The sequence below is a fragment of the Eubacterium segne genome, assembly GCF_014287775.1.
GTDB lineage: Bacteria > Bacillota > Clostridia > Lachnospirales > Lachnospiraceae > Eubacterium_G > Eubacterium_G segne.
The window spans coordinates 43291-69452 of the sequence record NZ_JACOOZ010000004.1; the positions used below are offsets into that span (position 1 = coordinate 43291).

Annotated in this window: 24 protein-coding genes; all 24 read right to left on the reverse strand. The window is 35.5% G+C overall.

Annotated features, from left to right (window positions below):
* Positions 1 to 51: 51 nt before the first annotated feature.
* The 24 genes from H8S00_RS06535 to H8S00_RS06650 all read right to left on the reverse strand — a co-directional run bounded on the left by H8S00_RS06535 (position 52) and on the right by H8S00_RS06650 (position 26151).
* Complete coding sequence (locus tag H8S00_RS06535) at positions 52 to 945, reverse strand: hypothetical protein (protein WP_118589436.1); 894 nt, start codon at positions 943 to 945, stop codon at positions 52 to 54.
* A 3-nt stretch (positions 946 to 948) separates the two neighbouring features.
* Positions 949 to 1296 (reverse strand): DUF192 domain-containing protein, encoded by a 348-nt coding sequence (locus H8S00_RS06540; protein ID WP_118589437.1) that lies wholly within the window; start codon positions 1294 to 1296, stop codon positions 949 to 951.
* A gap of 19 nt (positions 1297 to 1315) precedes the next feature.
* Complete coding sequence (locus tag H8S00_RS06545) at positions 1316 to 2251, reverse strand: type II secretion system F family protein (RefSeq protein ID WP_158576855.1); 936 nt, start codon at positions 2249 to 2251, stop codon at positions 1316 to 1318.
* A gap of 12 nt (positions 2252 to 2263) precedes the next feature.
* Entirely contained in the window at positions 2264 to 3232 is a 969-nt protein-coding gene (locus H8S00_RS06550; RefSeq protein ID WP_118589439.1) for a type II secretion system F family protein, read from the reverse strand.
* 27 nt (positions 3233 to 3259) lie between these two features.
* Positions 3260 to 4663: a TadA family conjugal transfer-associated ATPase gene (locus H8S00_RS06555; RefSeq protein WP_118589440.1), complete on the reverse strand. Its 1404-nt coding sequence runs from the start codon at positions 4661 to 4663 to the stop codon at positions 3260 to 3262.
* Positions 4664 to 4674: 11 nt separating this feature from the next.
* Positions 4675 to 5814: a CpaE/TadZ family protein gene (locus tag H8S00_RS06560; protein WP_118589441.1), complete on the reverse strand. Its 1140-nt coding sequence runs from the start codon at positions 5812 to 5814 to the stop codon at positions 4675 to 4677.
* 24 nt (positions 5815 to 5838) lie between these two features.
* The gene (cpaB, locus tag H8S00_RS06565) at positions 5839 to 6579 is read right to left on the reverse strand and encodes a Flp pilus assembly protein CpaB (RefSeq protein ID WP_021952304.1); all 741 of its coding nucleotides are present in this window, start codon (positions 6577 to 6579) and stop codon (positions 5839 to 5841) included.
* Positions 6580 to 6639: 60 nt separating this feature from the next.
* Positions 6640 to 7041, reverse strand: coding sequence for a TadE/TadG family type IV pilus assembly protein (locus H8S00_RS06570; protein WP_158576857.1), 402 nt, complete (start codon positions 7039 to 7041; stop codon positions 6640 to 6642).
* Positions 7042 to 7123: 82 nt separating this feature from the next.
* The gene (locus H8S00_RS06575) at positions 7124 to 7282 is read right to left on the reverse strand and encodes a Flp family type IVb pilin (RefSeq protein WP_118589443.1); all 159 of its coding nucleotides are present in this window, start codon (positions 7280 to 7282) and stop codon (positions 7124 to 7126) included.
* 11 nt (positions 7283 to 7293) lie between these two features.
* Positions 7294 to 7977, reverse strand: a complete 684-nt coding sequence (locus H8S00_RS06580; protein WP_118589444.1) for a prepilin peptidase — start codon at positions 7975 to 7977, stop codon at positions 7294 to 7296.
* A gap of 221 nt (positions 7978 to 8198) precedes the next feature.
* On the reverse strand, positions 8199 to 8354 hold the full coding sequence (locus H8S00_RS06585; RefSeq protein WP_021952300.1) for a Flp family type IVb pilin: 156 nt from the start codon (positions 8352 to 8354) through the stop codon (positions 8199 to 8201).
* A 372-nt stretch (positions 8355 to 8726) separates the two neighbouring features.
* On the reverse strand, positions 8727 to 13382 hold the full coding sequence (locus H8S00_RS06590) for a leucine-rich repeat domain-containing protein (RefSeq protein WP_118589445.1): 4656 nt from the start codon (positions 13380 to 13382) through the stop codon (positions 8727 to 8729).
* Positions 13383 to 13422: 40 nt separating this feature from the next.
* A complete protein-coding gene (locus tag H8S00_RS06595) occupies positions 13423 to 14754 on the reverse strand; it encodes a pilus assembly protein TadG-related protein (RefSeq protein ID WP_021952298.1) in 1332 nt (443 codons plus the stop codon).
* 312 nt (positions 14755 to 15066) lie between these two features.
* Positions 15067 to 15660 carry a YesL family protein gene (locus H8S00_RS06600; RefSeq protein ID WP_021952297.1) on the reverse strand — a complete coding sequence of 198 codons (594 nt, stop codon included), beginning with the start codon at positions 15658 to 15660 and terminating at the stop codon, positions 15067 to 15069.
* A gap of 16 nt (positions 15661 to 15676) precedes the next feature.
* Positions 15677 to 16858 (reverse strand): S41 family peptidase, encoded by a 1182-nt coding sequence (locus H8S00_RS06605; protein WP_118589447.1) that lies wholly within the window; start codon positions 16856 to 16858, stop codon positions 15677 to 15679.
* A gap of 29 nt (positions 16859 to 16887) precedes the next feature.
* A complete protein-coding gene (locus H8S00_RS06610; protein ID WP_021952295.1) occupies positions 16888 to 18123 on the reverse strand; it encodes a murein hydrolase activator EnvC family protein in 1236 nt (411 codons plus the stop codon).
* A gap of 11 nt (positions 18124 to 18134) precedes the next feature.
* Entirely contained in the window at positions 18135 to 19043 is a 909-nt protein-coding gene (gene ftsX / locus H8S00_RS06615) for a permease-like cell division protein FtsX (protein WP_021952294.1), read from the reverse strand.
* Entirely contained in the window at positions 19044 to 19715 is a 672-nt protein-coding gene (gene ftsE, locus H8S00_RS06620; RefSeq protein ID WP_021952293.1) for a cell division ATP-binding protein FtsE, read from the reverse strand.
* 145 nt (positions 19716 to 19860) lie between these two features.
* Positions 19861 to 20949, reverse strand: coding sequence for a PucR family transcriptional regulator (locus H8S00_RS06625; RefSeq protein ID WP_021952292.1), 1089 nt, complete (start codon positions 20947 to 20949; stop codon positions 19861 to 19863).
* A 315-nt stretch (positions 20950 to 21264) separates the two neighbouring features.
* Positions 21265 to 23448, reverse strand: coding sequence for a glycosyl hydrolase (locus H8S00_RS06630; protein WP_186840297.1), 2184 nt, complete (start codon positions 23446 to 23448; stop codon positions 21265 to 21267).
* A 206-nt stretch (positions 23449 to 23654) separates the two neighbouring features.
* Entirely contained in the window at positions 23655 to 23819 is a 165-nt protein-coding gene (locus H8S00_RS06635; protein ID WP_158576859.1) for a hypothetical protein, read from the reverse strand.
* Between the two features lie 22 nt (positions 23820 to 23841).
* Complete coding sequence (locus H8S00_RS06640) at positions 23842 to 23988, reverse strand: hypothetical protein (protein WP_158576861.1); 147 nt, start codon at positions 23986 to 23988, stop codon at positions 23842 to 23844.
* A 14-nt stretch (positions 23989 to 24002) separates the two neighbouring features.
* The gene (locus H8S00_RS06645; RefSeq protein WP_021952290.1) at positions 24003 to 25121 is read right to left on the reverse strand and encodes an ABC transporter ATP-binding protein; all 1119 of its coding nucleotides are present in this window, start codon (positions 25119 to 25121) and stop codon (positions 24003 to 24005) included.
* A 139-nt stretch (positions 25122 to 25260) separates the two neighbouring features.
* Complete coding sequence (locus tag H8S00_RS06650; RefSeq protein WP_021952289.1) at positions 25261 to 26151, reverse strand: CvfB family protein; 891 nt, start codon at positions 26149 to 26151, stop codon at positions 25261 to 25263.
* Between the last annotated feature and the right edge of the window lie 11 nt (positions 26152 to 26162).

The window sequence follows — 26162 nt, forward strand, 5'->3', positions numbered from 1 at the left end:
AAGTACAGAACAAATCGAATGTTTGTTCTGTACCTTCTTTTAAAATATACCTTATTCTTCCTCAGCCTTAAACTGATCCTTTATAATCTCGCTTGTTTTTTCAAACTGACCTGACCAAACAGAAATAATATCCTGCATTTCAGAGAGTTTAGCCTTAAGCATGTCATCTAATTTTAAGTTTAATGAATCAAGCATTTTCATATTGTGATCCAGATTACTTGAAGCCAAAGCCAGTTTTTCTTCTAAATCCGCAATAATAACTTTTTTTCTGTTGTTTTCTTCCGTTAATTTGGCATTTGATTCTTTGTAGCTCTCAATTGCACTTTCCTGAAGCTTTCTTTCTGTTTCCTCTCTATTTTGAAGCTTGCTTGTAAGATTTTGAATTTCTCTATCCTTCTGTTCAATAGTTTCAGCTATGTATCTTTCTTTTTCTGCAATGGTATCATTAACATATTTGTCTTTCTCAGCCATTGCTTTTTCGTATGCCTGCTCTTTTTCCGCAAGTGCTTCCTGCAAACTAATGTTCAAATCAGCTTCCATTCTCCTTATCTGCTGATTCTTCTCTTCAATAATAGAATGGATACGGCTTTCCTTCTCAATATTCTCATTTTCCAGCTTCTTAGTAGCTTCTTCTATTGCACTTTGAAGCTTAGCCTCATATTCTTCCCTAGCCTTATCAACTTCCTTTTTCTTCTGTATTTTTACAAGTTTAATTTCCTGCTGCCAGCTTAAATAGCTGTTTTTCATATCATCTCTCTCGCATTCAGCGTCGTGAACAGCATCTTTTAACTTTTCTATTTCAAGCTCTGTCTCTCTTTTTAATGTCCTTATATATTCGTTTACACTTTTTTTATCATAACCTCTATAAGAAGTTTTAAACTGACTCTCCATTTCAGCATCGGCTCTTAATGATTCTATGGAAACCGAATTGTCTTTACCCAACATTGTTTATTTTACCTCCAACATATCATCTTTTTTTATGTTAAACCTTTTTGCCGTTCCTTCCGGAAACTCTATAAGGTATTTTGCCTTCTTTACCCTTTTGCAACACTTAGCTTTTGGTACTGCTTCATCCACCTGAACAACTTTGCTTTCTTTATTTATGTAAACCACATCAATGGGTGCCTTCATAAAGAAAGTGTGTATCTGGGAACATGGTTTTATCATTAATCCCCCCATACTGCGAATCTGCCCTTCTGATTTTCCCATAAGTCCCATAAATCTTGTCCAAAAATTGTTTGCCAGGGAAATTTTACAGATATTTACGTTATTTATGTATAAGTCTAATCTCTGCATTTTGTCTTCCTTCTTATATTTAGCCTAAAATATCCATTATATTCAAAGCTGCCGGTCCCAGCAGAACGATAAATATAACAGGGAATACAAACAATACCATAGGAATGAGCATCTTAACCGGTGCCTCCTTTGCCTTTCTTGCAGCTGTTCTCTTTCTTTCATTTCTAAGAACTTCCGCCTGAGACCTAAGAACTGTCTGTATAGATGTACCTAACTGATCTGCCTGAATCATTGCAGTAAGAAATGTTGTAAGTTCCTTTACTTTACAACGCTGTGCCAAATCAAGGTAAGCTTCTCTCTTACTTACACCACGTTGTATATCTCTGGTTGCCTGTATAAGTTGTTCCATAACAACGGTTTTATTTCTCTCATACAATCTCATTAATGCAGCATCAAATCCAAGACCTGCTTCTACACTTACAACCAGCAAGTCCATTACATCCGGCAAATCTAAACGTATACTTTCCTGATACTTTTTAGATTTTCCTTTAAGCATTTCTCCCGGAATTAACATTCCAACTAATCCGCAAAAAATCATTGCCAGCACAAATTTATTGACACCCACATGTAATCTCATGCATATAATCATTGATAATATAACACCAACAAGTGCACATACAAGTTTAATAACTAAAAACTGCTCCGATGTTATATCCCACTGAACTATTGCTAACATATCATCAACTGTGCTATGCTTGTTCTCTTTTTCCTTCTGTCTGTTTCTTTTTGCAACTTTTTTTCTATTTTCTTCTTTCTTACGCTTTATTGCCTCTGAAACTTTAACTTTTTCTTTTTTAACATCATCAGCAATACTCTTTTCTTTTTCATTTCTAATATCTCTTATTCGCTCATTCTGTCTGTCAACGCCTGCTCCAACTCCCGAAAACAATCCTAAAAACAGTCCGAAAATAGCTACAGCAACAAGAAATGATATTAATAATGCTAATATATCCATAAACATACCTCATTAATACTTAATGTCTACAACCTTATTTATCATTATAAATCCAATAACCTCTAAAATTACACTTATAAGAAGTAAAATATTTCCTATAACTGTATTAAACAGCGGTCTTGCATATACCGGATTTATCATACTGATTAAAACCAATAAAATAACCGGAAGTGCACCAATTATATATCCTGAAATTTTTCCACTTGACGTTAATGTCTTTATTTCTTCCTTAAGATCTAATCTGTTACGAATAGTTTCTGATATTTTATCAAGAACTTCAGTTAAATTACCACCAACTTTTCTTTGGATAAGTATGGTCTGGCAAAGCATTTCCAAGTCATCACTTCCGATTCTCTCACATAAAGAGTTAAAACTTGCCTCTAATGTCATACCTCTTTGAGTTTCCCTTGTTACTCTCCCAAATTCCTCTGCCATAGGTCCTTCCATGTCAACTGCTATATTTCCCATTGCTGTCTGAAAAGAATGTCCCGCCTTTAAGGCATTTGTAATAACAGTTATACCTTCTATTAACTGTGACTCCAAAGTTTCCTTTCTCTTCTTTTTCTTTTTTTGAATAAAAAGTAATGGGCCAAATGCTGCTATAAGTGCGACAATGATACAAATAGCAATGTACACTCCAAGCATCATCATTATGGTTGGTAAACCAATTGTTATTGCCACCCATAATGTCACAAAGGTCTGAACCGGCATCTTCATGCCAAGATTATAAAGTTCTTCCTCTAAAAGCTGTAATTTCTTATGAGTAGTAGCAAATACACTGACCTTCTTCTTTTCCTTTTTTATTTTTAAATTTAATTTTCCCTTTTTCTTATCGCTTTTATTCCTTTCTTCTTCGCTAACCAAACCCATAACTCTGTCTTGAGTTTTTCTTTTACTTTCCGTAAAATTCTGTATTAAAATCACATACAGGCAAAAAAGAAATACCATTGCACATAAGCAAATCATTAATATTCTTATCATAGACACTCCTATCTGTTCTGCAAATTGCTAGAAGAACCAGTGGTCATCTACCTGAACTCCACTTGCTGTTATCTTCTCACAACATTTCGGTCTGATACCGGTACTGTAAAAATCACCAACAGACATATTATTTTCATCATAGCCTTCCTGACGATACTTAAATATTTCCTGCATGGTAATGGTATTCCCTTCCATACCGGTTACTTCACATATACTTGTAATTTTTCTTGATCCATCTCTAAGTCTTGCCTGCTGAACAATAAGATCAATGGCACCTGCAACCTGCTGTCTGATAGCTGATACCGGTAAGTCCATTCCTGCCATCATAACCATTGTTTCGATACGTGCCAAACAGTCTCTTGCTGAGTTAGCATGAGCAGTAGTTATAGAACCTTCATGACCTGTATTCATAGCCTGAAGCATATCTAATGTCTCGCCTCCACGAACTTCTCCGACGATAATTCTATCCGGTCTCATTCTCAATGCATTACGAACCAAATCTCTTATGGTTATGGCTCCATTTCCCTCTAAGTTAGCCGGTCTGCTTTCCAATGTAACAACATGTTCCTGCATCAGTCTAAGTTCAGCTGCATCTTCTATTGTTACAATTCTTTCATTGGACGGTATAAAGGCAGAAAGCACATTAAGTAATGTTGTCTTACCTGAACCGGTACCACCGGATACAAGAATATTTAACTTGCCCCTAACTGCCGCTTCAAGAAACTCTGCCATATCATCTGAAAGTGAACCGAATTGCTTTAAATTTTCTACTGAAAGTGGTTTCTTAGAAAACTTTCTTATTGTAATTGTTGTTCCGCCTAATGCTAATGGTGGCATTATGGCGTTAACACGGGAACCATCTTCAAGTCTGGCATCAACCATAGGATTTGAATCATCTATTCTTCGTCCTAAAGGTGTTACTATTCTGTCAATAGTTCTCCTAACATGTTCTTCATTTTTGAAAGTTACATTTGTTTTCAGTAACTTTCCCTTACGTTCTACATATATCTGCTTAGCACCATTAACCATGATTTCAGATACGCTGTCATCATTAATCAGGTTTTCAAGAGGTCCTAATCCAACAATCTCATCTATTACATTTTTTGTAATAGTCATTTTTTCAGTATTATTTATCTCCGGATGACTTTCTGTTAAATACTCGTCAATAAGAGATTTTATTGTATCTATTGTAACTTCATCCTGCTTGGCTAACACCTTTGTAACTTCTCTGTGAGTTTCATCCTGCACTGCTACAAACTGTTCGTCATCTGCTCCCGGAATTATATATGTATCATTTGCGCCTACCGTACCGGCAGTCTGCTTTAATGAATAATTTTTTTGTTCTTCCTTTTCTGCCGCAGCTATTGCCTCTTTTTTCTGCTGAGCTTCCTTTTCATTGTTAGCTGTAGTAATTCTCTCTAATAATCCCATCTAAAATCTCCTTATATGTCCTGACTGTTTACATAATTCAATATGGCTTTTGATGCTTTAGAGCGAGGTGCAACATCTACAAGAGGAATACCTCTGTTAATAGCCGAGATTGCACTTTTAGAGTCACGTGGTATTACTAAATCCATGTCCTTATTCAAAGTGGACTCCATATCTTTTCTCTTTATGTATGATTCTCCATCCTTATTCAGTACCATCTTAACTTTATCAAAATGTCCTAATGTCTTCAAAACATCCAAGCACACTTTTGTATTCTTTAATGTTGATATTTCCGGATTTGTAACAAAATAGATACTGTCTGAAATATCTAATGCATGCAAAACAAACTCGTCAATTGTAGGACTCATATCGAAAATAATATAGTCAAATTCCTTTTTTAGTACATCTGCAATCATGCTTATATGCTCAGGTTTAACTATTTCTGCAAGCTCCGGAGATGCTGGTGCACATAAAATACTTACCCCTGTATTATGCTTATAGAGATAACGTTTAATTGATGAACGGCTAAAAGAACCTTCCTTTACTAAATCTGATATGGTTTCAAATCTTGGTACATTCATAAAAATTCCAACGTCACCAAACTGTAAATCTAAATCAATAAGCACTACATCTTTTCCTTTTTCCTGCAATGCAGTAGCTAAATTAACTGATACAGTGCTTTTTCCCGTTCCACCTTTCGTACCAAAAACGGAGATAGTTTTTCCATTCTTAGTTCCAACAAATCCATCTTCTGATTCTTCGCTGTCATCTACTGTTGCAATATTTTCCTTTTCAATTTCACCTACAATGCTTCTGTATATGGAATCTTCATTATCGTCCTTAGAAATAACCTTTGTTATTCCACATTCCATAGCTTTAGTTAATACATTAACATCATAGTTTCCTGTAATCAAAATCAAAGCCTTATCTTTTACAGTTCTATTTATTTTTTCTACAAAATTACTCTCTGCATCTGCAAACTGCTCTGAATATATGATAATGGCGTCACAATCACTGACTGTAATTTTATCTAAATTTCTAGGCTCAAGTTCTAACAATCCTGCAAATTCAAATCCACTACCATTTATAATCTTTTTTAAATATGCATTACCGCTTTCAGTGGTAAGCCCTAATACTTCGTACTTTCCTGCCATTACATTATATTCCTTTCTTTAAATTTATTCTTTTATCATATCTGATGAAGAGTAAGGTCCACCATGAATTACACGGTTATTATTCTTGTATCTAAGAGAGATTGATACCTTGCCCATTTCTTTTGCAGTAGCAAGTTTTGCACACTGTTTAGGTGAAAGTTCAAGAGTCAAACTTGTATAAACATCTAAAGGTGTTGTTGTATATCCCTCGTCACCGACGCGAAGTACCTTTACTGCTTCAGCTATAACTGATGTAACCTTTCCTTTTACTTCCATATTCTGTCTGTCTTCTGTTCCAACCTTCTGTACAGGTGAACCATCCACTACTGCTATTACATCTACTAAGTCACCGGCTTCTATATAACCTGCAACCCCTGTATCATGGTCAACTTCCACTGACATTGCTCTTTTTCCTTCCGCAATCTGATAAGATAAAGATGCACCGCCGTTTTTACTTGATACAAACTTAGATGTTATAAGCTGTTCATCAGCCACAATATCGTCTTTTGCAACAGAGCCAACTACATCTGCTCTCTGTCTTGCAGCCTTTGGATGAATACCGTCTACAGGCATATCAACTTCTTTTACCATCTTGTCTGTAACCGTTGTATTAGCCGGAATATCAGTTAATGCCACTACAACTTTCTCTGTTTTATAATTTACGCTGCCGTCTCCGTTCTTCTTGTCATAGGAACTTAAGAATCCATATATTAATACTGAACTTAATAAAGCTGCAACTACTGCTATTATGTATATTTTTTTCATTATTTTTTACTCCGTTCTACCGCATAACCAATGCGATGCTTTTTATATTTTAATTGTCTTTTACCTTGCTCCTACATTTTTAGACTTAGCCTCATAATATTCGCCAAAAGCTGTCTGTCCTACGAATGTAAGCATTTTAACTTTACATTCCACACTGACCGTAACCTTTTCATTATCTATGTCTACGTCAATTTTAGGAGATTCTGCACCCTTGCTAAGGTTATCCCTAACTCTTTTTTTTGTATCATCAATTAATTTGTTCTTTTCAGAATCTTCAATGTCTGCACCATTTATAACAGCATATCTGACTCCTGAAAAAGCGGCACTCTCTATTGAATATTTATTTGAATATGCCCATCCCATATCTATTATTCCACACAATATGGTCAAAAGTAAGGGTACAACAAGTGCAAATTCCACCATAGACTGACCCTTTTCGCTTTTAAGAATTTTTTTAATCACATTATTACCTCCCACCATCTTATATGTAAATCAATCTCGCAAGTATAAATATTTTAAAAGGTCTAAACTGCACCTTTTACACTTATTTTATTACATTTTTGTTGATTTCTGCATATTTGCTATCTAATTTAGTGCCAACGGTTGTAAGTGCTGCAACAACTACCAATGCAATAAGACCTATTATCAATACATACTCTACCATTCCCTGACCTTCCTCATTTCTAAGAAAACTTCTAAGCATTGTTTTTTCTCCTAATTCATTATAAATTTCCAAAAATCAATCATTACACTTTCTTTTATAAGCATTACAACCATCATTGCTACCGCCATAAATGGTCCCATTGGTATCATTTCATACATTGCATTTTTTAATGATGTTCGTCCTTTAATAAACTCATAAATTAAAACTCCGATTCCCATGAGAACTATCGCATATAACAGCCCGTTTATTCCTAAACAAAATCCCATAACAGCTGCAAGTTTTATGTCTCCGGCACCAACAGATTTTCCTATAAACGCCGGAATCATAAACACTACAAATCCTGCCACAAAACCGATTAAAGAACTAATTATATTAAACTCCGGAACCCATGTAACACCAAACAAAGCCGGAATACCTATAATTAATTTTGCCACAAGCATCAATAAAAGTATTTCATTAGGTATTATTCTGTGATGTAAATCTGTAACAAATATAAGAATGCACGCTAGTAGCATTAACAATATATATATAATTTCCCATATTCTATTAACATTAACAACTGTAAAACAACCTACAACTATTGATAATATTGTGATAATGCTCTCTTCCTTTTTGCTTGTTTTAAACACCCGGCTTCTTTTTTCTAAAAGAACCTTTTCAAAAAAAATACTAATAAGACTGCATCCAATACCGGATATCATTCCAATTAACATTTTTATTGCCACTATCTCCATAATTTAACACCTCATGTAAACCAGATTAGTTGCTCACCAGATAACGTCATATTCACATCATGTATAAATTTTATATTAAATAAGGCGAGTCCATAAGACCCGCCTTATCATCAATTATGATATATAGGCAATCATACAAATTCCTATATACCCAACCTTAGTATGTAACCCATCCTAGGTCATCATGATTATCAATAACCAAATCATCTGGTTGTTTTCTCTTATTTAAGATTGTTTGTAACCTGGCCGAATTTTCCTTCAATTCCTTGAGATAAAACTGTGATAGCTCCGATAACTGCAACAGCGATTAATGCAATGATTAATGCATATTCTACCATTCCCTGACCGCTTTCATCCTTTAAAAATCTCTTTAACATAATGTTCTCCCTTCTTAACTTATAATTTTTTATAATACTTTCAACAACTCAATGTTGAAAAAATTACTTAAATCGGTAATTTTCAACTCATAACCAGCATCTATACTTATTTATGCACCGTCATTTTAAACAAATATATTTTTAATATATTCAGTTTTTGTTCAAAATAGAACAATTTATTTTTTTTGATTTAACGTTAAACTTTAAAAATCTGCACATTATTTTGTCTGCTTGTTATGTTTTTTAGTATAATGTTCACAATTTGTTTTGTCAACACCTTTTTTGCACTTGTAACGATTTCATTTAGTGAATTTTTTAAATTTATAAATATTGCACTAAATTCAGCCCTGTCAACCGGTGCTATATTGTATATTATTTGGTCTTGACTGCCTTAATTCCACTCCATTTGCCATATTTTGTGACACCGGATTTTTTAACAAAGGCTCTTATTCTAAAATAATATTTCTTCTTTTTCTTAAGTTTTTTAATTGTGCACCCCAAACTCTTTCCGCTGTTTATCTTCTTAACAGTTTTATATCCACCTTTTTTCTTTTTTGATATCTGTATCTGATAACCGGTAGCTCCTGAGACTTTTTTCCACTTCAATGATATTTTCTTTTTTCCACCTTTGCATTTTGCCCATTTTGCCTTACCAGGTGCTTTCACTGAAACAGACGGCTTCGACACAACTATTTTAACTGTTTTTGATGCCTGCAAAATTCTGTTTTTATTAGCACGTATTTCTAATACAACAGTACCTGCATTTATACCTGTTACGGAAAGTGTCTTCTGATCCTGACTTAACTCCCATTTTGCAGTCACATAGTTACCCTCAACCAAATCAACAATAATATCGTTGTAATCACCTGTATGTGGCAATATTTCTATTCCCAATTTTACAGTCTGACCCACCTTAATATTAGTATTTCCTGTAATTTTAACTCCGGTTACCTTAGGTTTTTCTATAGTTATAGTTGTTGACTCTGATTTTATTATTTCCCCATCATCATTGTAAACATTACATGTGATGGTGACGGTTCTCTCATTTTCAGAATACTTTTTAACTGTTACATTACCATAATTATCCACAACAGCTTTATCCGGGTTGCCCGAAACAAACTCAATTTTATTATTTGTAATTTTCTTATAATTTTCCTCTGTAGCTTCAGTTATTCTGTCTCTAAAATTATTAGTCATGTAAGAGAATACTGATTCCGTTGCCCCTTCCTGAATACTTTTACTTGAAAGGCGAATATCCGTGATATTACCATTTACGTGCATCGTAAAAGTTACGCCGTTTTCTTCGTTACCAACAGCCGGATAAATGGTAATTTGCGACTTTCCAACCTTAAGTGGTCTAAAACTAATCTTATTGGCAAAAGTATTTACATTAGTTTTTACAACATCTTCATTACTGCTTTTAACTATAATATCATTACTTAATAATTCCTCATTAAATCCATAAATGTAAGATATTTCATCTGTGATATAAACTTTACCATTATTCTCTATTTTTAACTCGTTTCCTTCTCCATCATACAATTTGATTCTCAAATTTTTTGAAGATACGCATACCTTTAGACTTGCCTGACCTCTTCCTGCCATAGCTTTCGCATTTATTGTAGCTTCTCCCGCTCCAACAGCCTGTAAGGTACATACAAACTTTCCGTCTACCTCCGTAGTTTTTGTAACTTTTACAATTTTTTCATTACTACTTGTAAACTTAATGGTATCTCTATATTCAGCATTTTCATCATCACCTAGAAGTATTTCTGAAGCTTCAATGTCAGTTGTAGTTCCATACATCATATCTATAGAGCCTCTAGGACTAATTGTAATAAGATTTGCAGGCGAAACCACATTAATATATATAACCTTGGTTACCTGACCGGCTTTCACCCTGATACTTGCAGTACCACAGCTTCCGCCTTTAGGTGATATCGTAACTGATAATCCATCATCCGCTACCGTCATTGATATATAATCCGCACCGGTTAATACATCCCATTCAACAGTATCTGTAATATGATCACCGGTTTTTGATACAAATTTAGGTGATATTTTCACACCGGCTTTCTCATCAACACTAATATACTGTTTATCATCCATTACTATATCAACACAAGGCACCCTTGTTACATCTGCCACATAGCTTACAGTTGGTGAATATACCAAAACAACTCCATCCGCTGTTCTCAACTGAAGGTATTCCTGTATGTTCACACCTATTTTTTCTCCTTCACTTAATCCCTTAAGTGCTACGGCATAGGCTGAATTCTGGTATGCAGCAGTGTAGTCATTTTTATCTGCTTTGTTTACAGCTATCTTTTGTGTTGGTACCATCTTTGTTCTTTCCGGATTTTTTTCACCATCAAGGTTGCCTATCTTTGCATCATATAAATACGAATTATCTGCTATTTTAACCTGTGAGTAATAACCATTTGAATCCGAAGCGATAGTATAAAGAGGTATAATTGTTTCCTCATTAAGTCTGACTGTTATCTGGTCATTTAATGGTGTAATAGCCAGGTTAAAAGTATATGTTGTTAAATAGAATTTTCCATTGCTGGAATATCCAATTCCTGACCATTCGGTTATCGGGAATTTTTCATTATCAATTCCACCCTTTATGGAATCCGTTTTAAATGTGCACTTATCATAAACATTTACCGATTTTAATCTTATGCATGCTCCAAGAGCCTGATTATCGACACATGCTACAGCTTTACTTAATACCACTGTATCCAAATACTGACATCCATAAAAAGTACTTCTATTAATTATTGTAAGCGGTGCATTTTTGTCCATAACAAAGCTTCTTAATCCACTATTACTAAATGCTCCTAATCCAATATATTGTAATTTTCCTGCATATGATGCATCCAAATTCAATTCCTTTTTGTCTGTCATATATTTTTCCGCAATCCTTGAAGAATCTGCAAATGCATTATCGCCTATTGTTTCCAGATTCCTAGGTAACACAACACTCTTTAGAGACTCGCATCCCTGATATGCACCATTCTCTATTACCTTTAAAGCCTGCGGCAACTCATCATCTATAACAAGATTGAAATCGTTATAAAATGCAAATCGTCCAATTTTTTCGATATTGTCACCCATCTCAACAGTTTCAAGTCCTGTATACCACTCATCATCTATGGCTTTTACGCCTAAACTTGAAACAGCTAAGCCATTTCCCATTAAAATATTTGTTGAGCATTCTGCAAAAGCATACTCCGGAATAACCTTTAATTCTTTAGGTAATGATACCTTTTTTAAATTCAAACACCTATAAAACGCATATTTTCCTAATGTTAATTTTGAACATTTAGATAAGTCAGCGTTAGGTAACCCTACCACATATTGATAATGGAGTTCACTCGCAAAAGCATAACTCGGATCACTCCGAGATATTTGAATATATACTACAATGGAACCTTCTCCTACCTCTTTAGCAGATTTTTTTAATTTGTCCGGATTAACATATGCTTCCTTAGGCTGATAATAATTTGCATTTTCATTTGAAAATAATATAACCTTGTTGTCTCCATCTTCTTTAGAAGTATGTATATCATCAGGCATGATATAATATCTTACTGCCTTGTTTATTCCTATAAACTCATCATTATCTTTAGCCCAGTCAGTTACACTATATCCGCACTCATTAAAGGCATAGTCTCCTATTTTTGTGAGATTTGCCGGAAAATTAATACTTTCCATACGACTACAACCGCTAAAAGCATAATCACCGATTTCCAATGTTACCCTCTGGTTGTATTCGTTATCCGTAGGTAATTTTATTGTTTTAAGATGTATTGAATCTGAAAATGCATAATGTCCTATCTTCTTTACAACATCTCCCTTTACCTCCGGGAAATCGTCAACAACCAGTTCTTCCATTGAACCATTTCCAGAAAATGCATATGTACCAATGGATTCTACGGTTCCTGGTATTTCCACAGACCCAAAACCACAATGAGAAAATGCACTTCTTCCTATTGTCTTAAGTTTTGTAAGTTTTGTTACAAAAGAAAAATCATACAAAGAGCTACAACTATTAAATGCCCCTTCCTCTATTCTTTCTATACTGTCAGGAAGCTTTACACTATATAATTCTTCACACATTTCAAATACCGAGGTTTCAATAGCTGTAATTCCGGTATTTGCAGACAAATCTATTTTCAAAAGTCCGCTTCCGGAGAATGCACTATCCATGATTTTTACAATTTTCTCCGGTATTTCTATACTCTTAAGGCTAGTAGTGTTGGATAAAAATCCTGCCGGAATTGCTGTCATTCCTGCACCTAATTTAACCGAATCTAATCTTATACATCCATCAAAAACGCCACCACCAATTCCTACAACCGAATCATCTCCGGCATTTTCTATGGCTGCATTTATACCATCAGGTATAACTATAGACTTTAAATTCTCACATATAGCAAATGCATTATTTCCAATTTTAGCTATTTTTTCCGGAAGCACTATCCCATCTAAAGCCTTACAATTTCTAAATGCCTCACTTTGAATTGTAACCAGTGTCTGTGGTAAATCAACAGTTTCCAAATTGGCACAGTTAAAAAATGCTTCTTTGCCTATTTCCACAATATTTGATGGCATTCCAAACTGCTTAAATCCACAATTTTGAAACTCATTTGCCTCAATCCTTTTAACTTTTGACAGTCTTGAAGCATCAATCGCCGAAGCCTTTCTTGCATATCCCAAGCCTTCCAAGCTTTCTATTTTGTCATAATCCGGGTATGTTGACAAATCGATTTTACCTGTATATGTCCTTAAATCCTTTACTGTAATATTTGCGTACTTATCTCCACCAATTATATACCTAACTGCATAACACAATTGCACATCAGGTATTATATTGGTTGTAATCTGTATATTATCATCAACCATTGATTCCGCTGCACTTACGTTTTTTATAAGCCCTGAAAAATCTGTTCCGGGAATAATTGAAAACGTCATAGCCACAGCCAGTGTAATGCTAAAAAACTTCTTTGAAAATTTTCTCATAATTAATACTTCTCCTACCCTCGTATCCGTAAATACTCTATTACTCAACTAACTTTGCACTTTTCTTTGCTTTACCGGACTGTGTTCTTCCTCCAAAAGGCCAATTTGGATCATTTTTTGGAAGTTCTACAGTTAACGTTCCATTGTTTGTACCAACCTGATTAGCTGTTATTGAACCCTTTACAGTTACTTCTTTTCCACTCATAATACACTCACCATTAGGTGAATAAAATAATGCCTTAACATCCATTTTGTCACTGTTCAGGTTAATATGAGTGTTTCCTCTTCCCCAAACAGCTGAATATTTTCCATCTACTGAATTATCAAGTACCTGCTTGCCATTAGCAAAGTTGATTTCCTGACCGTCAGCAACAATTGTTGCTCCACTAAGCACAACATCATTGGCAAATACAATATCTGCCTTACACATCATAACACCACTAATATCAGCTTTGCCCTGTATTCCTAAATATCCTTCCGAAAACAGACTTCCTTCAACCACCAACTCGGAACTTATCTCCATTCCATTTACTTTTAAAATTCCTTTTATAACTAACTTTTTAATTCCATTGTATTCACCAATATTCAAATGGCTGTTTGCATATATTTTTTCTCCACTTTCAATTGTAAGAACCCCATCATGTGTATGACTTTTTGCGAACTGAGTATCCGGGAAATTTCCATCAATAACCTGATATTCCGAATCTTCTACATAAGGAATTCTTTCATTTATAATGTCTTCATAGTTAGGCATTTCTATATAGTTGTCCTCATCTTCATATGTTTCATAATTACCTGATGAACCCTTGTTATTAAACTTCGGCACCTCTATAACTCCATTGTCAATATTAAGGGTACCTGATATGTCAGCTGCACCATTGGCATGAATATCACCATCAGGAATATTAACACTTCCATGCAATCCAAAATATGCCTTGGTTCCTGAGAAAATAGCATAATCCTTGGCTCCTTTTTCGCCTGCTGCTGCAACTGCCTTACATGCAACAGGCAATTCGCTATATCCAACTACACCGGCAAAATAGGTTTTTACATCTTTCTTGATTTTAACCTCAACTTTTTCACCATTATCCAGTATGTTTACTGTTACATTTTTTGCATCATAACCGTTAAGCTCTGCGTACTCCTTTGCAACGCTTTCCGTTTTTGCCCTTTCAGGCAATGAATCTGCCGCTGCCAGTGCTGATAAATCGCAGGCATCCTGCATACTTACCTTGGTTGTGTAAGCATTTCCAAAATCCACTGCAAATGCCGTAAATCCGAAAATCACCACAAGACTCAACACTACCATAACCATGGAAGCACCGCTTTCTTCCTTACTAAATTTCCTAATTTTCTCTAAAATTTTCACCATATAGCCCTCCAATTTTTCTCTATATTTTACGTTAATATTATGGTTCCGCACCACGCATGTTCCTTAATTATCATATTTTATTTTATGGTTGTCAACTATTTTGCACTAGTGCAGATAGCCTTCTGGTGAATTTTCGGCACTTTTAACAAGAAAAACGTTTTTGAAATCATTGATTTTTGAACGAACTGATTAAACTATTTTTATGTAATAAAAAAACACAGAGCTTTGTCATCCGACTTTTCGCTCTGCGTCCTTTTTCTCATCATTTTTTTATCAAATAATCTGTTTCATTACCTTACAGACAAATATTTTCTACTTAATATATCTCTTAAACACCTTTTCCAGCATAAAGCTGTCTAACAGCATTCCTCCCACCGGCAAAACTACAATAAGTACAGGTATGTCCCAAACAAGCATTGCCGATAAAGCAAATATTACAGCCATACCCAGTGTTACCGGAAGATGTGCAAAAAACATTAAAAGTCCGTTTTTTAGTGTATTTTTCCAATTATTTTCAAATCTTGCCGTTAACGCAAATGTCCATATTGCCCATGTCATGGCAAGAATCCAAAGTATAAAAAATGTAATCTGATATCCGGAAATTACGGAGCCACCACCAAGTGCTAAGGATATATCCCACATACTAACCACTGTAAGTATGGCAAATATTATTGATGCCTGCACCGTGTTTTTGAAATTATCCTTAAAGCATTTTAAAAATCCCTTATAGCAGTATCCACGGTTTTGCCGTATATTCCTAAACACCGTATCATATAGTGCAGTAGTTGATGCCCCTGCTGTTATTACCGGAATACAACACACAAACCACAAAAGGCTTACCGCAATCACATCAAACACTTTATTGCCTATTCTGAATATAAAACTATCACTGTTAATCTTTGGCATAGTATTTTTTCCTTTATTACTTTTCTTTTTCAATAACCTCTATTGCTTTTTGCAATTGATTATCCTTTTTACCATCTTTAGATATCTCCACCTTAACATCAGGAGTAATACCCTTGCCATGAATGTTAACGCCCTTAGGTGTATAGTATTTTTCTACAGTAAGTTTAACTGCAGAACCGTCACTTAAAGGAATAATACTTTGTACAATTCCTTTTCCAAAGGACTGGGTTCCCACTATCTTTCCTGCTCCAAAATCCTGAATGGCTCCTGAAAAAATTTCTGAAGCACTGGCACTGTTCTCATTCTGTAAAACTACCATAGGCATATCTAAGAAATTAGCATCTGATTTCTTTTCCTGCTTGTTTCCATCCTTATCCTTGGTATAAACCAATGTTCCTTCCGGCAACAAATCATCTAACATTTCACATACCGTGTCATAAAGTCCACCGGGATTGTTTCTTAAGTCAAATATAACTGATTTCATTCCCCGCTTCTTCAAATCATCTAATGCTTCCTTAAACTGGTCATACGTCACTTCCTCAAACTGGGTAATTTGAATGTATCCTATGCCCTTTGACTTATCAAGCATCTTGTGTTCTACTGTCGGAACATCAACCTTGTCTCTGGTTACTTCTAAATCAATGTATTCTTTTTCAGAGGTTCTGTACACGTTAATTTTAACTTTCGTGTCTTTTTCTCCCTTCATTTTTGCCACAACATTGTTTAAATCTTCCCCGGTTACTTCCTTATCTTCTACCTTAAATATAATATCTCCATTTTTCATTCCTGCTTTTTCTGCAGGTGAACCTTTAAAAACATTAATGGCAGTAATTACACCTGTGTCCGCATTTTGCGAAACTAATGCGCCAATTCCGCAATAACTTCCTGAAGTTTCTTCCTTTAATGCATCATATTCATCCTTTGTATAATAAACTGAATACGGATCATTTAATCCCTGAAGTAATCCTTTATATATATTCTCTTCAAGAGTCTTTTCATCTGTTTTTTCAAGATACTTTAAATCTATTACATCTTTCAGAAAATCCAGTTTTCCGGAGACTTCACTGCTTATGGTTGTCTTGCTTCCTGTTTCTGTTTTTACTGCGTTTATTCCAAAACCAACGCATATTGCCACTATAAGCATTACAAAGGCTCCCGTTAAAAAACCGGGTAAAAATTTTGTCTTATTTTTCTTCATATCTCTGTGTCGTCACTTTCTGTAATATTTTAATTCAAATAGTCATATGGATTTTGATAAGCTCCGTTCACTCTTACTGTAAAATGCAAATGGTTACCTGTAGACGAACCTGTAGTTCCTACAAGCCCTATAGTCTGACCTGCACTTACCTGTGTTCCCGGACTTACAAGCAACGCTGACATATGCATGTATATAGTATATACACCATTTCCGTGATTAATTCCAATCCAGTTTCCTGCTGTCGGGTTTAAATTTGCCCACTCAACAGTTCCTGATGATGCAGCTACAACAGGCGTTCCTGCCGGTGCCGGTATATCAATTCCGTTGTGGAATGAACTTGAACCTGAGAAAGGATCACTTCTGTAACCATATCCTGATGACACACTGGTATATCCCGGGCAAGGCCATCCAAAACTGCCGTTTCCTGAATGGGAACCACCATTATTCTGATTATTATTATTGTTGTTATTGTTATTATTAGCTGCATTTTGTGCTTCCTGAGCAGCCTTTCTTGCTGCTTCCTGTTTTGCAGCATCAATGCTTTGCTGTTCAGCTGCTGCCACCTTCTGCTCCTGAGCACTGATTTCCGCGTCTAACGCAGCTGAGTTTGCCTCATTATCCTCTAACAGGGCAACATATGTAGACAATTCCTTCTTCTTTGAATCCGATAACTGCTCTAACTGTGCCTTGTCGTTTTTCTGCTTCTTCTGCATAGTTACAAGATTTTCTTTTTCTGTAACTAATGTTTCCTTAGCATCAGCAATAGCCTGCTTTGTTTCCTTTAACTTATGAAGCATCTTTCGGTCATACTGTGACAACTCAGTAATGTACTCTGCCTTATTTAAAAACTCAGTTATACTTTCTGAATTTAAAATCAAATCAAGCATTTGCGTGTCGCCATTTTCATACATATACTGAATTCTAAGCTTCATATCGCTATACTGAACCGTAATGCTTTCCTGAGCACTTTTTAATTTTTTATTAGTTTTGTCAATCTTGTCCTTAGTTTTGTCTAATTTCTGATTTGTCTCGTAAATATCTGTGGCAAGTTTAGTCAGCTGCTTGTCCACCTGACTAATATACGCCTCTGCATCAGACTTTGATGCTTCAAGCTCATTTTTCTGCCGAGCAGCTTTATTTTTCTGGGCATTTAAGTCTGACAGTTTATCTTTTTCATTGTTTACGTCGGCAAATGATGGTGCAGCCATGCTTATGCTTAACACTATTGCCAATCCGGCTCCTAATACTTTTGATAATTTTCTCATTGTGCTTCCTCTTATACTTTCAAATGTTTTCTAAGTGATAACACCGAACCAATAAGTCCGATACCTGCTCCTATTCCTAATCCCATTGGCACCAATACCGAAAAAATCTCATGTACTGATGCAAAAGAGATTGAACTTGCCATAACGCCAAACTTTGACATTACCAAAGCTACCAATCTGTTATATATAACTCTTATCAGGACAAGCGGTATAGCTGAACCAACTAATCCGATAATCATTCCTTCTATTATAAATGGCGCTCTTACAAAAGCGTTGGTTGAACCAATAAGTTTCATTATTTTTATTTCGTGCTGTCTTACGGAAATTCCAATCATAACCGTATTGCTTATTAAAAATATACCAACACCTAACAGAATAATAATCAGTGCCACCGAAATATATCCTAAAACCTTTCCTACGGTAGAAAGTGTTTCTTTCGCCTGTTCCGAATGTTTAACCTTTCTTACTCCATCAAGACCTTCCATTTTCTTAACGAAAGAATCCTGCTGATTAATGTCCTTTAAGAAGACTGTATATGACGCTGAGTTAGCTAAAGGATTGTCCTTGTCAAATCCTGAAGCTAAATCCGGGTCATCTTCAAAATAACTTTTCTTAAATCCTTCCCATGCTTCGTCAGCAGATGTGTATTCATACTTGTCTACACGGCTGTCATTTTTAATTTCATTACCTATAGCATCAATCTGTTCCTGTTTAATTCCCTTATCAAAGAAAACTGTTACTCCAAGATTTTGCTCAACCTGCTTTTCCATAAAGTTTACATTAATAATAATAGTAAAAATAACACCTATAAGGAAAATACACGCTGCAATAGTTCCTATTGACGCTAAAGAAAATAATTTGTTTCTTTTTATGTTAACCAATCCCTGGTTTACACAATATCCGGCTGTTCTTGCATTCATTTATTCCACCACCTTGCTGTCGCTTACTTTGACACCTTTTTTCATTGTAATTACACGTTTATTCATTTTCTCCACAATCTCCATATTGTGGGTAACTACAATAACGGTGGTTCCCTGTCTGTTTACTTTATCTAATAATTTCATGATTTCCCATGAATTCTCCGGGTCAAGATTTCCTGTAGGTTCATCTGCCAAAAGAATCTGCGGCTTATTTACAATAGCTCTGGCAAGAGCAACTCTCTGCTGTTCTCCACCTGATAACTCGTTAGGATTTGAACGATACTTTTCCGACAATCCTACCAAAGCAAGAACCTTGGATACATTTTTCTTGATTTCCCTAGGTGCCACGCCTATTACACGCTGTGCAAAGGCAATGTTTGAATATACATCTCTATCCTGCAATAATCTGAAATCCTGAAATACTACACCTATTTTTCTTCTGTATTTTGCAACGCTTCTTGAGCGAAGCTTTGATAATTTAACATCGTCAACTGTTATGGTTCCTTCTGTAGGATTTAACTCCTTAAGCAATAATTTTATAAATGTTGATTTTCCTGAGCCACTGGCTCCCACAACAAATACAAACTCTCCATCATCTATATCAAGATTCAAATTATTCAGTGCCGGTGCCCCGTTTCCATAAGTCTTACTTACACCTTCAATTTTAATCATTTACTTTCTCCTTATTTAATCTCATTAATCACGTAAATATGTTCATAACGTATTAAAAGTGAAAAGCAATATACTCTGCTTTTCACTTTTAAGCATCCTCTAAGTAGTTGTCCCACCAACACCGGTGTTCATCCATACCACTTATTTAAAAATCTGTGTTACCCATATACTTCATATACTTAACTACCATTAATGCAATCTTAAAGGTTATTGCATCCTCAAATACACGGAGGTCTAATCCCGTGCTCTTTTGTAGTTTATCAAGTCTGTATACCAATGTATTTCTGTGTATATAAAGCTGTCTTGATGTTTCAGAAACATTCAAGCTGTTTTCAAAGAACTTATTAATGGTAGAAAGTGTTTCCTCATCAAACTCATCCGGTGATTTACCCTCAAAGATTTCTTTAATAAACATTTTGCACAACGGAATCGGTAACTGGTATATAAGTCTTCCTATTCCTAAGTTGTTGTAAGCAACAACACTCTTTGTACTAAAGAATATTTTTCCTACATCCAACGCCATTCTTGCTTCCTTATATGAACGGGAAACCTCTTTAATTTCTTTTACAATGGTTCCATATGCCACATTCGCCTTTACCATAGCTTCCGTATTAAGCATATCTACAATAGTGTTAGCTATACGTTCTACTTCCTCATATCCCTGCTTGTCATCTAAATGTTTAACAAGAATAATGCTCTTTTCATCAACAGCTGTAATAAAATCCTTCTTCTGACCGGAGAACAAAGTTCTCACTGTCTCTAATGCCACGCTGTCCTTTTCATTCTTAGTTTCAATAATGCATACACATCTACGTGCATCCACATCAATGTGTAATTTCTTTGCTCTATTATAAATGTCAACAAGGAGAAGATTATCTAAAAGAAGATTCTTAACAAAGTTGTCTTTGTCAAATCTTTCTTTGTATGCTACTAACAGATTCTGAATCTGAAATGCTGCCATCTTTCCAACCATAAATACATCATCGCTGGTTCCCTGAGCTATAAGAATAAGTTCTAACTGGTTTTCGTCATAAACCTTAAAGAACTGATATTCCTGAACTGACTGGCTGTCTGCCGGAGATGCTACAAATGACATTATAGCATGTCCAAACTGTTCTCCTACCTGGGAAGTACTGGCAACTATCTTTCCGTCTGTATCTGCCACATACAAATCAACCCTTGATATGCTTTTTATTCCCTCAATTGTATTTTGTAAAATCTGATTTGAAATCATATATATTCTCCTTGTAGTTATACCTTGCCTAAACAATCATTCAACTTATATTCTAACCCAGTTTTTAGCAAAACACAAGAGAAAGCCTTCCATTATATTTTAAATTTTAATGAATTTTTTGTGTACGCTTCTCCCTCTGCCCTTCATATCTGTCATCAAACTTATATATATAAGTGATTACCCCATGCTTGACAAAGAGCCTGATTAATTAGTCGCATAATTAATTATAGCCAAAAACAGCTATGAGCGCGAACTCATAGCTGTTTTACTTTTAGGAGACTTTTTTTACAGCCCCTTTTACTATCCTTTTTGTATTTATTTTGCAAGAATATTCGACCATTCAAAATCTACTTTCTTATAAGATGGATTTACCACTTTCAATATATTGTTATACAAATACTCATGAGATAAAAGGTTACTCATTTTCTTATTTCTGTACAGATAATCACTGATATTATAAACCGAAAATGTACATACATTGCTATACACATATTCTCCATTCTGTAGCTGAGCATAAGCTCTAACCTTGTACTTCGTAGTAAATTCTTTTTCTGTAGTGGATGCGAACAACATTGTTCTCACAAAGTACATTGCTGTGGATGATTCTCCTAAAACAGCATTACTGTTTCCCTGATCGCTTGTTTCAAACACTCTGACATATTCGTTATCAGAATCTATGCGTATATCACGATCATCCACATTAAAATTCTGTCCTTCGGAACTATCTAATGCATATATAAAACCCCATTTTAGGACTCTGGCATTATTTATTTGTGGTTCTACCGAACCAATTACTCGGCTTCCACCTTTCACGGCACTTATCTGATATCCCTCGATTTTAACTTTGTCACTTGTAATTATCTCTGGTTTTGTATCAATACTTTTTCCATAAACAGCAATATCCCATATAGAATACCCACATTCTGTGTTTCTAGACGTGCCATTAATTCTTATATAGCGGGCATTCACCATTTTATCTAGAATCATCGTGTCATTTTTATAATTATACGAAATTCCATCTCGCTCTTCTGCAATTCGCGTGAATGTTTGGCCATCTGACGACACTTCTATATCATATTCTCTCGCACTCGCTGTTTCCCATATAATATTAATCTGCTTCAAATTAATAATCTGTCCCAAATCAATCGTTAATCCCGATGGGTCCACCTTTTGCGCAGATGCCCATCTGGTTCCAATATCGCTGTCAATTGCTTTATCTGCCCCAGTGTCACTCCCTTCATCAGATGTGGAAACAACGCTGACTCCTGACTTTCTTACAAAATTCTCATAAATTTCATCCTTGATTGTTACTGCATCATCTAACAAAGTGTTTCTTGTCCCGCTAAATAATGTGTATTCTTGTCCCTTAAGTGGTAACTGCACATATCCTTCCGGATTTCCATACTCGACATACAGCCTTCCTAATTCTGTTAAGTCTCCTGTCTCATAATTATATAATGATGCGATTCCATTCGTCTCATTCGTAGAATTAAACGAAAACCATGCATATCTTTCCACATAAGGTCTGGCATTCAATCCGTCAATTGCAGTTTTCATAAATTCTTTCACGGATTCGATATGTTCCACGTCATTATGCGGCCATCCATAAACAGCAAATTCAGTAATCCATATCGGTTTATGATACATCTCATATGTTTTATCAACCACTTCTCTCAAAAAAGTCTCAGCTGCTTCTTTTCCTGTATATTGCCAGTAATAGCAGTGAAGTGCAATAAAATCCACCGTATCATGATTGATTCCATTCATAAATGTACGAAACCACACGCCATTATCCCATGAGGGGCTTAATGATGGTGCCGGCGTTCCCAAAACATAATCATGTCCCAGAAAATTATTCCAATGACCAATCGCCGTATTTACATCTATGTTGCTCCCTCCAATATCTCCACCTGCATCCGGTTCATTATATGCCAACAGATGCTTATATCCATTTTCTGCTACATAAGATATACTTCCTTCATTTCCCGTTCCCCAAATCATTGGAACATACTCCATTGTTTTGTAGGATTCATATGTATGTGGATATGCGGCCCAATTATAATACCAGCCCATATTCATTTCCACTGGCTCTAAATATCTTGCCATCTCCTCATTTGCACACAACCCCTTTTTGGTGACTCCAAAAGTTATTGTTTCTGTGCTCTTGCTTGTTCCATTATTATATTCTGCCGTTACATATGCCGTATACATTTTTACATTAGTTGTATAATACTCATATGAGGTATCACTGGTTGTTGCAATCAACTGCCCATCGATATACAATTTATAGTTTTTTACAGATGATCCTACAGCTGGTGACCATTTTATATCAAAACAGCCTGCACCAATTAATCCATTATTCGCTGGAGCAGTAATTTCAAATGCTTGCGCGGCTTGCGTTTCTTTTTTCATACCAAAAAACGGAACAAGCATAATTACCATTACAATCATGAATACCAGTCTTAACAGATTTTCTTTTTTCCTTATCTGATTAATCACCGCAACTCCTTTCTTTCGTCAATGAACACTGTCTATGCTACTTCATGCTTAGTTTCTTTATCCTAGGCCATGAACCATAACACTTCTATTTTCTTCAAAGATATTTTTGCGCTCTTTGAATTTTTATCCTTCGCTGCCTTCTTCACTTTGGTTTTTGCGACTTTTATAGAGCTCTTTGCTGTAGTCTGTTCAGATGTAGAGACAGGCTACGTTGCTGCCTGATTAGTTATCATGTCAGACTTCGTTGCAACCGGAGTCGTTGTCTCCGCAGATTCTGCCGTAACCGGGTCCGTTGTCACTGCCGGGCTTGTTGATCTTTGATTTGTATTTCTTGCGGTCCCCACAATTCTAACATAACGCGCATTAGACATAATAAAGAGGATGATGGCATCATTACGATTCTGTTGTCTGCCCATTCCTTCTGCTTCCGCAATTTTCTCCGTCGGTAGACACTTCTATATAATACTCGCTTGCACCAGCATCCTCCAATATAATATTTACCTGCTTAATATTGTAAACAGTTCCTTTGTATATTAACACAATGTGTCTGTTTCTTAGTTTGCAATAACCTGCTCTGTTTCCTTATCAAAGATATGTAACTTTGTAAGATCCATAGCTAATTTAACTTCATCACCAGGTCTTGCTGTTGTACGTGCATTTACTCTTGCTGTACAATCAAATCCCTCAACATCGAAGTATAAGTAAACTTCTGCACCAAGTAATTCGTAAATTCTGATAGTTGTTGTGAAAGCACTTTCAGGTGACATTTCAATGAAGCTTTCTTCATCATGAATGTCTTCAGGTCTGATACCCATAACAACTGTCTTACCGATGTATCCGCCTTCTTCAAGTCTCTTGCCCTGTTCTGCAGGAACTGTGATATATGTTCTGGCCTGACCAATATGTAACTTAATGTCATTGCCTTCTTTTTCAACTTCTGCATCAATGAAGTTCATCTGTGGTGAACCCATGAATCCTGCAACGAATAAGTTAACCGGTCTGTCATATAAGTTCTTTGGTGAATCAACCTGCTGTACAACACCATCCTTCATAACTACGATTCTTGTACCAAGTGTCATAGCCTCTGTCTGGTCATGTGTAACGTAGATAATTGTTGCACCTAATCTCTTATGAATCTTAGCAATCTCAACACGCATCTGTACTCTTAACTTAGCATCCAAGTTAGAAAGTGGTTCGTCCATAAGGAATACCTTAGGATTACGAACGATGGCACGTCCCATCGCAACTCTCTGTCTCTGACCACCTGATAAAGCCTTTGGCTTTCTGTCAAGTAACTGCTCAAGGTCAAGAATCTTAGCTGCATCCTTAACTAATCTTTCCTGTTCAGCCTTTGGTACTTTTCTTAACTTAAGACCAAATGCCATGTTATCGTATACTGTCATATGTGGATATAAAGCGTAGTTCTGGAATACCATTGCTATATCTCTGTCTTTTGGTTCTACGTCATTTACTAATTTGTCTCCAATATATAATTCACCGGATGAAATTTCTTCAAGCCCTGCAATCATACGAAGTGTTGTTGACTTTCCACAACCTGATGGTCCTACAAAAATAATAAATTCCTTGTCCTTAATCTCAAGGTTAAAATCTTTTACTGCTTTGAATCCGTTTGGATAAACTTTGCAGATGTTTCTTAATGATAAACTTGCCATATACTTTCTTCCTCCTAATAAAAATAGTTTTCTCTAACCATTTGTATGCAACAATAATAAATCACAATGACATAAATTGCTATATTGTAATTAAACAAAATAATGAAATAATCTTTGTTACATTTGCATAGGGGTGGCACTATTTGTTTAAAAATATGTTATTTTCACCAATAGTTAAACGTTTTTCTTTGAGCAATCTGCCGATAGCACGTTTAAACTCACTTTTGCTCATATTGAAATCCGTTTTTATTCTCTCAGGTGATGCCTTGTCAGTGTAATCTATTTTTCCACCGTTATTTTCCATAAATTCCACAATTTTTTTAGCATCATCATCTACCTGAAGGTATGCTTTTTTTCTTAATGACAAATCCATTTTTCCATCAGGTCTTACACTTTTTATTCGTGCCTCGATAGGCATTCCTATATACACTTTTTGGGTAAGTTCCTTCTGCTGTATAAGTCCATGATACTTATTGTCCACTGCCACAAAGGCTCCATACTTTGGATTATAATTATATACTGTTCCGCTTACAATATCCTCCGGTTCATGAGTAGAATTGCAGGTAAGATAATCATATACTTTCATGGTTGCACTTAATCTTTTACTTTTGTCAATATAAATGCCTACTAAAACCTTTTCCCCTTCTTCTATCTCCTTTGTCTGCTCCTTATATGGCAAAAACAGTTCCTTTCCCAGTCCCCAGTCTAAAAATGCACCAACATTTGTTACCTGTGAAACCTTCAGATATGCTGTTTCCCCTACTTCCGCAGCAGGCTGTACCATTGTAGCTATCAGACGTTCCTGAGAATCTCTGTATACAAACACTCTCAACGTATCTCCCACAGCTGTATTTTCAGGAACTTCCTTTTTAGGCAACAGTACCTTATCCTCTTCCGTTCCCAAATAAACTCCGTGCTCAGTGTTTTTTACCACCTTAAGATTCTGGCTTTTTCCCAGCTTTATTACACCTGATTCCAAAGTTTTTGAATCTAATTCACTTTTTTCATTTCTAAAATTTCTTTTTTCCATTTTATACCGCT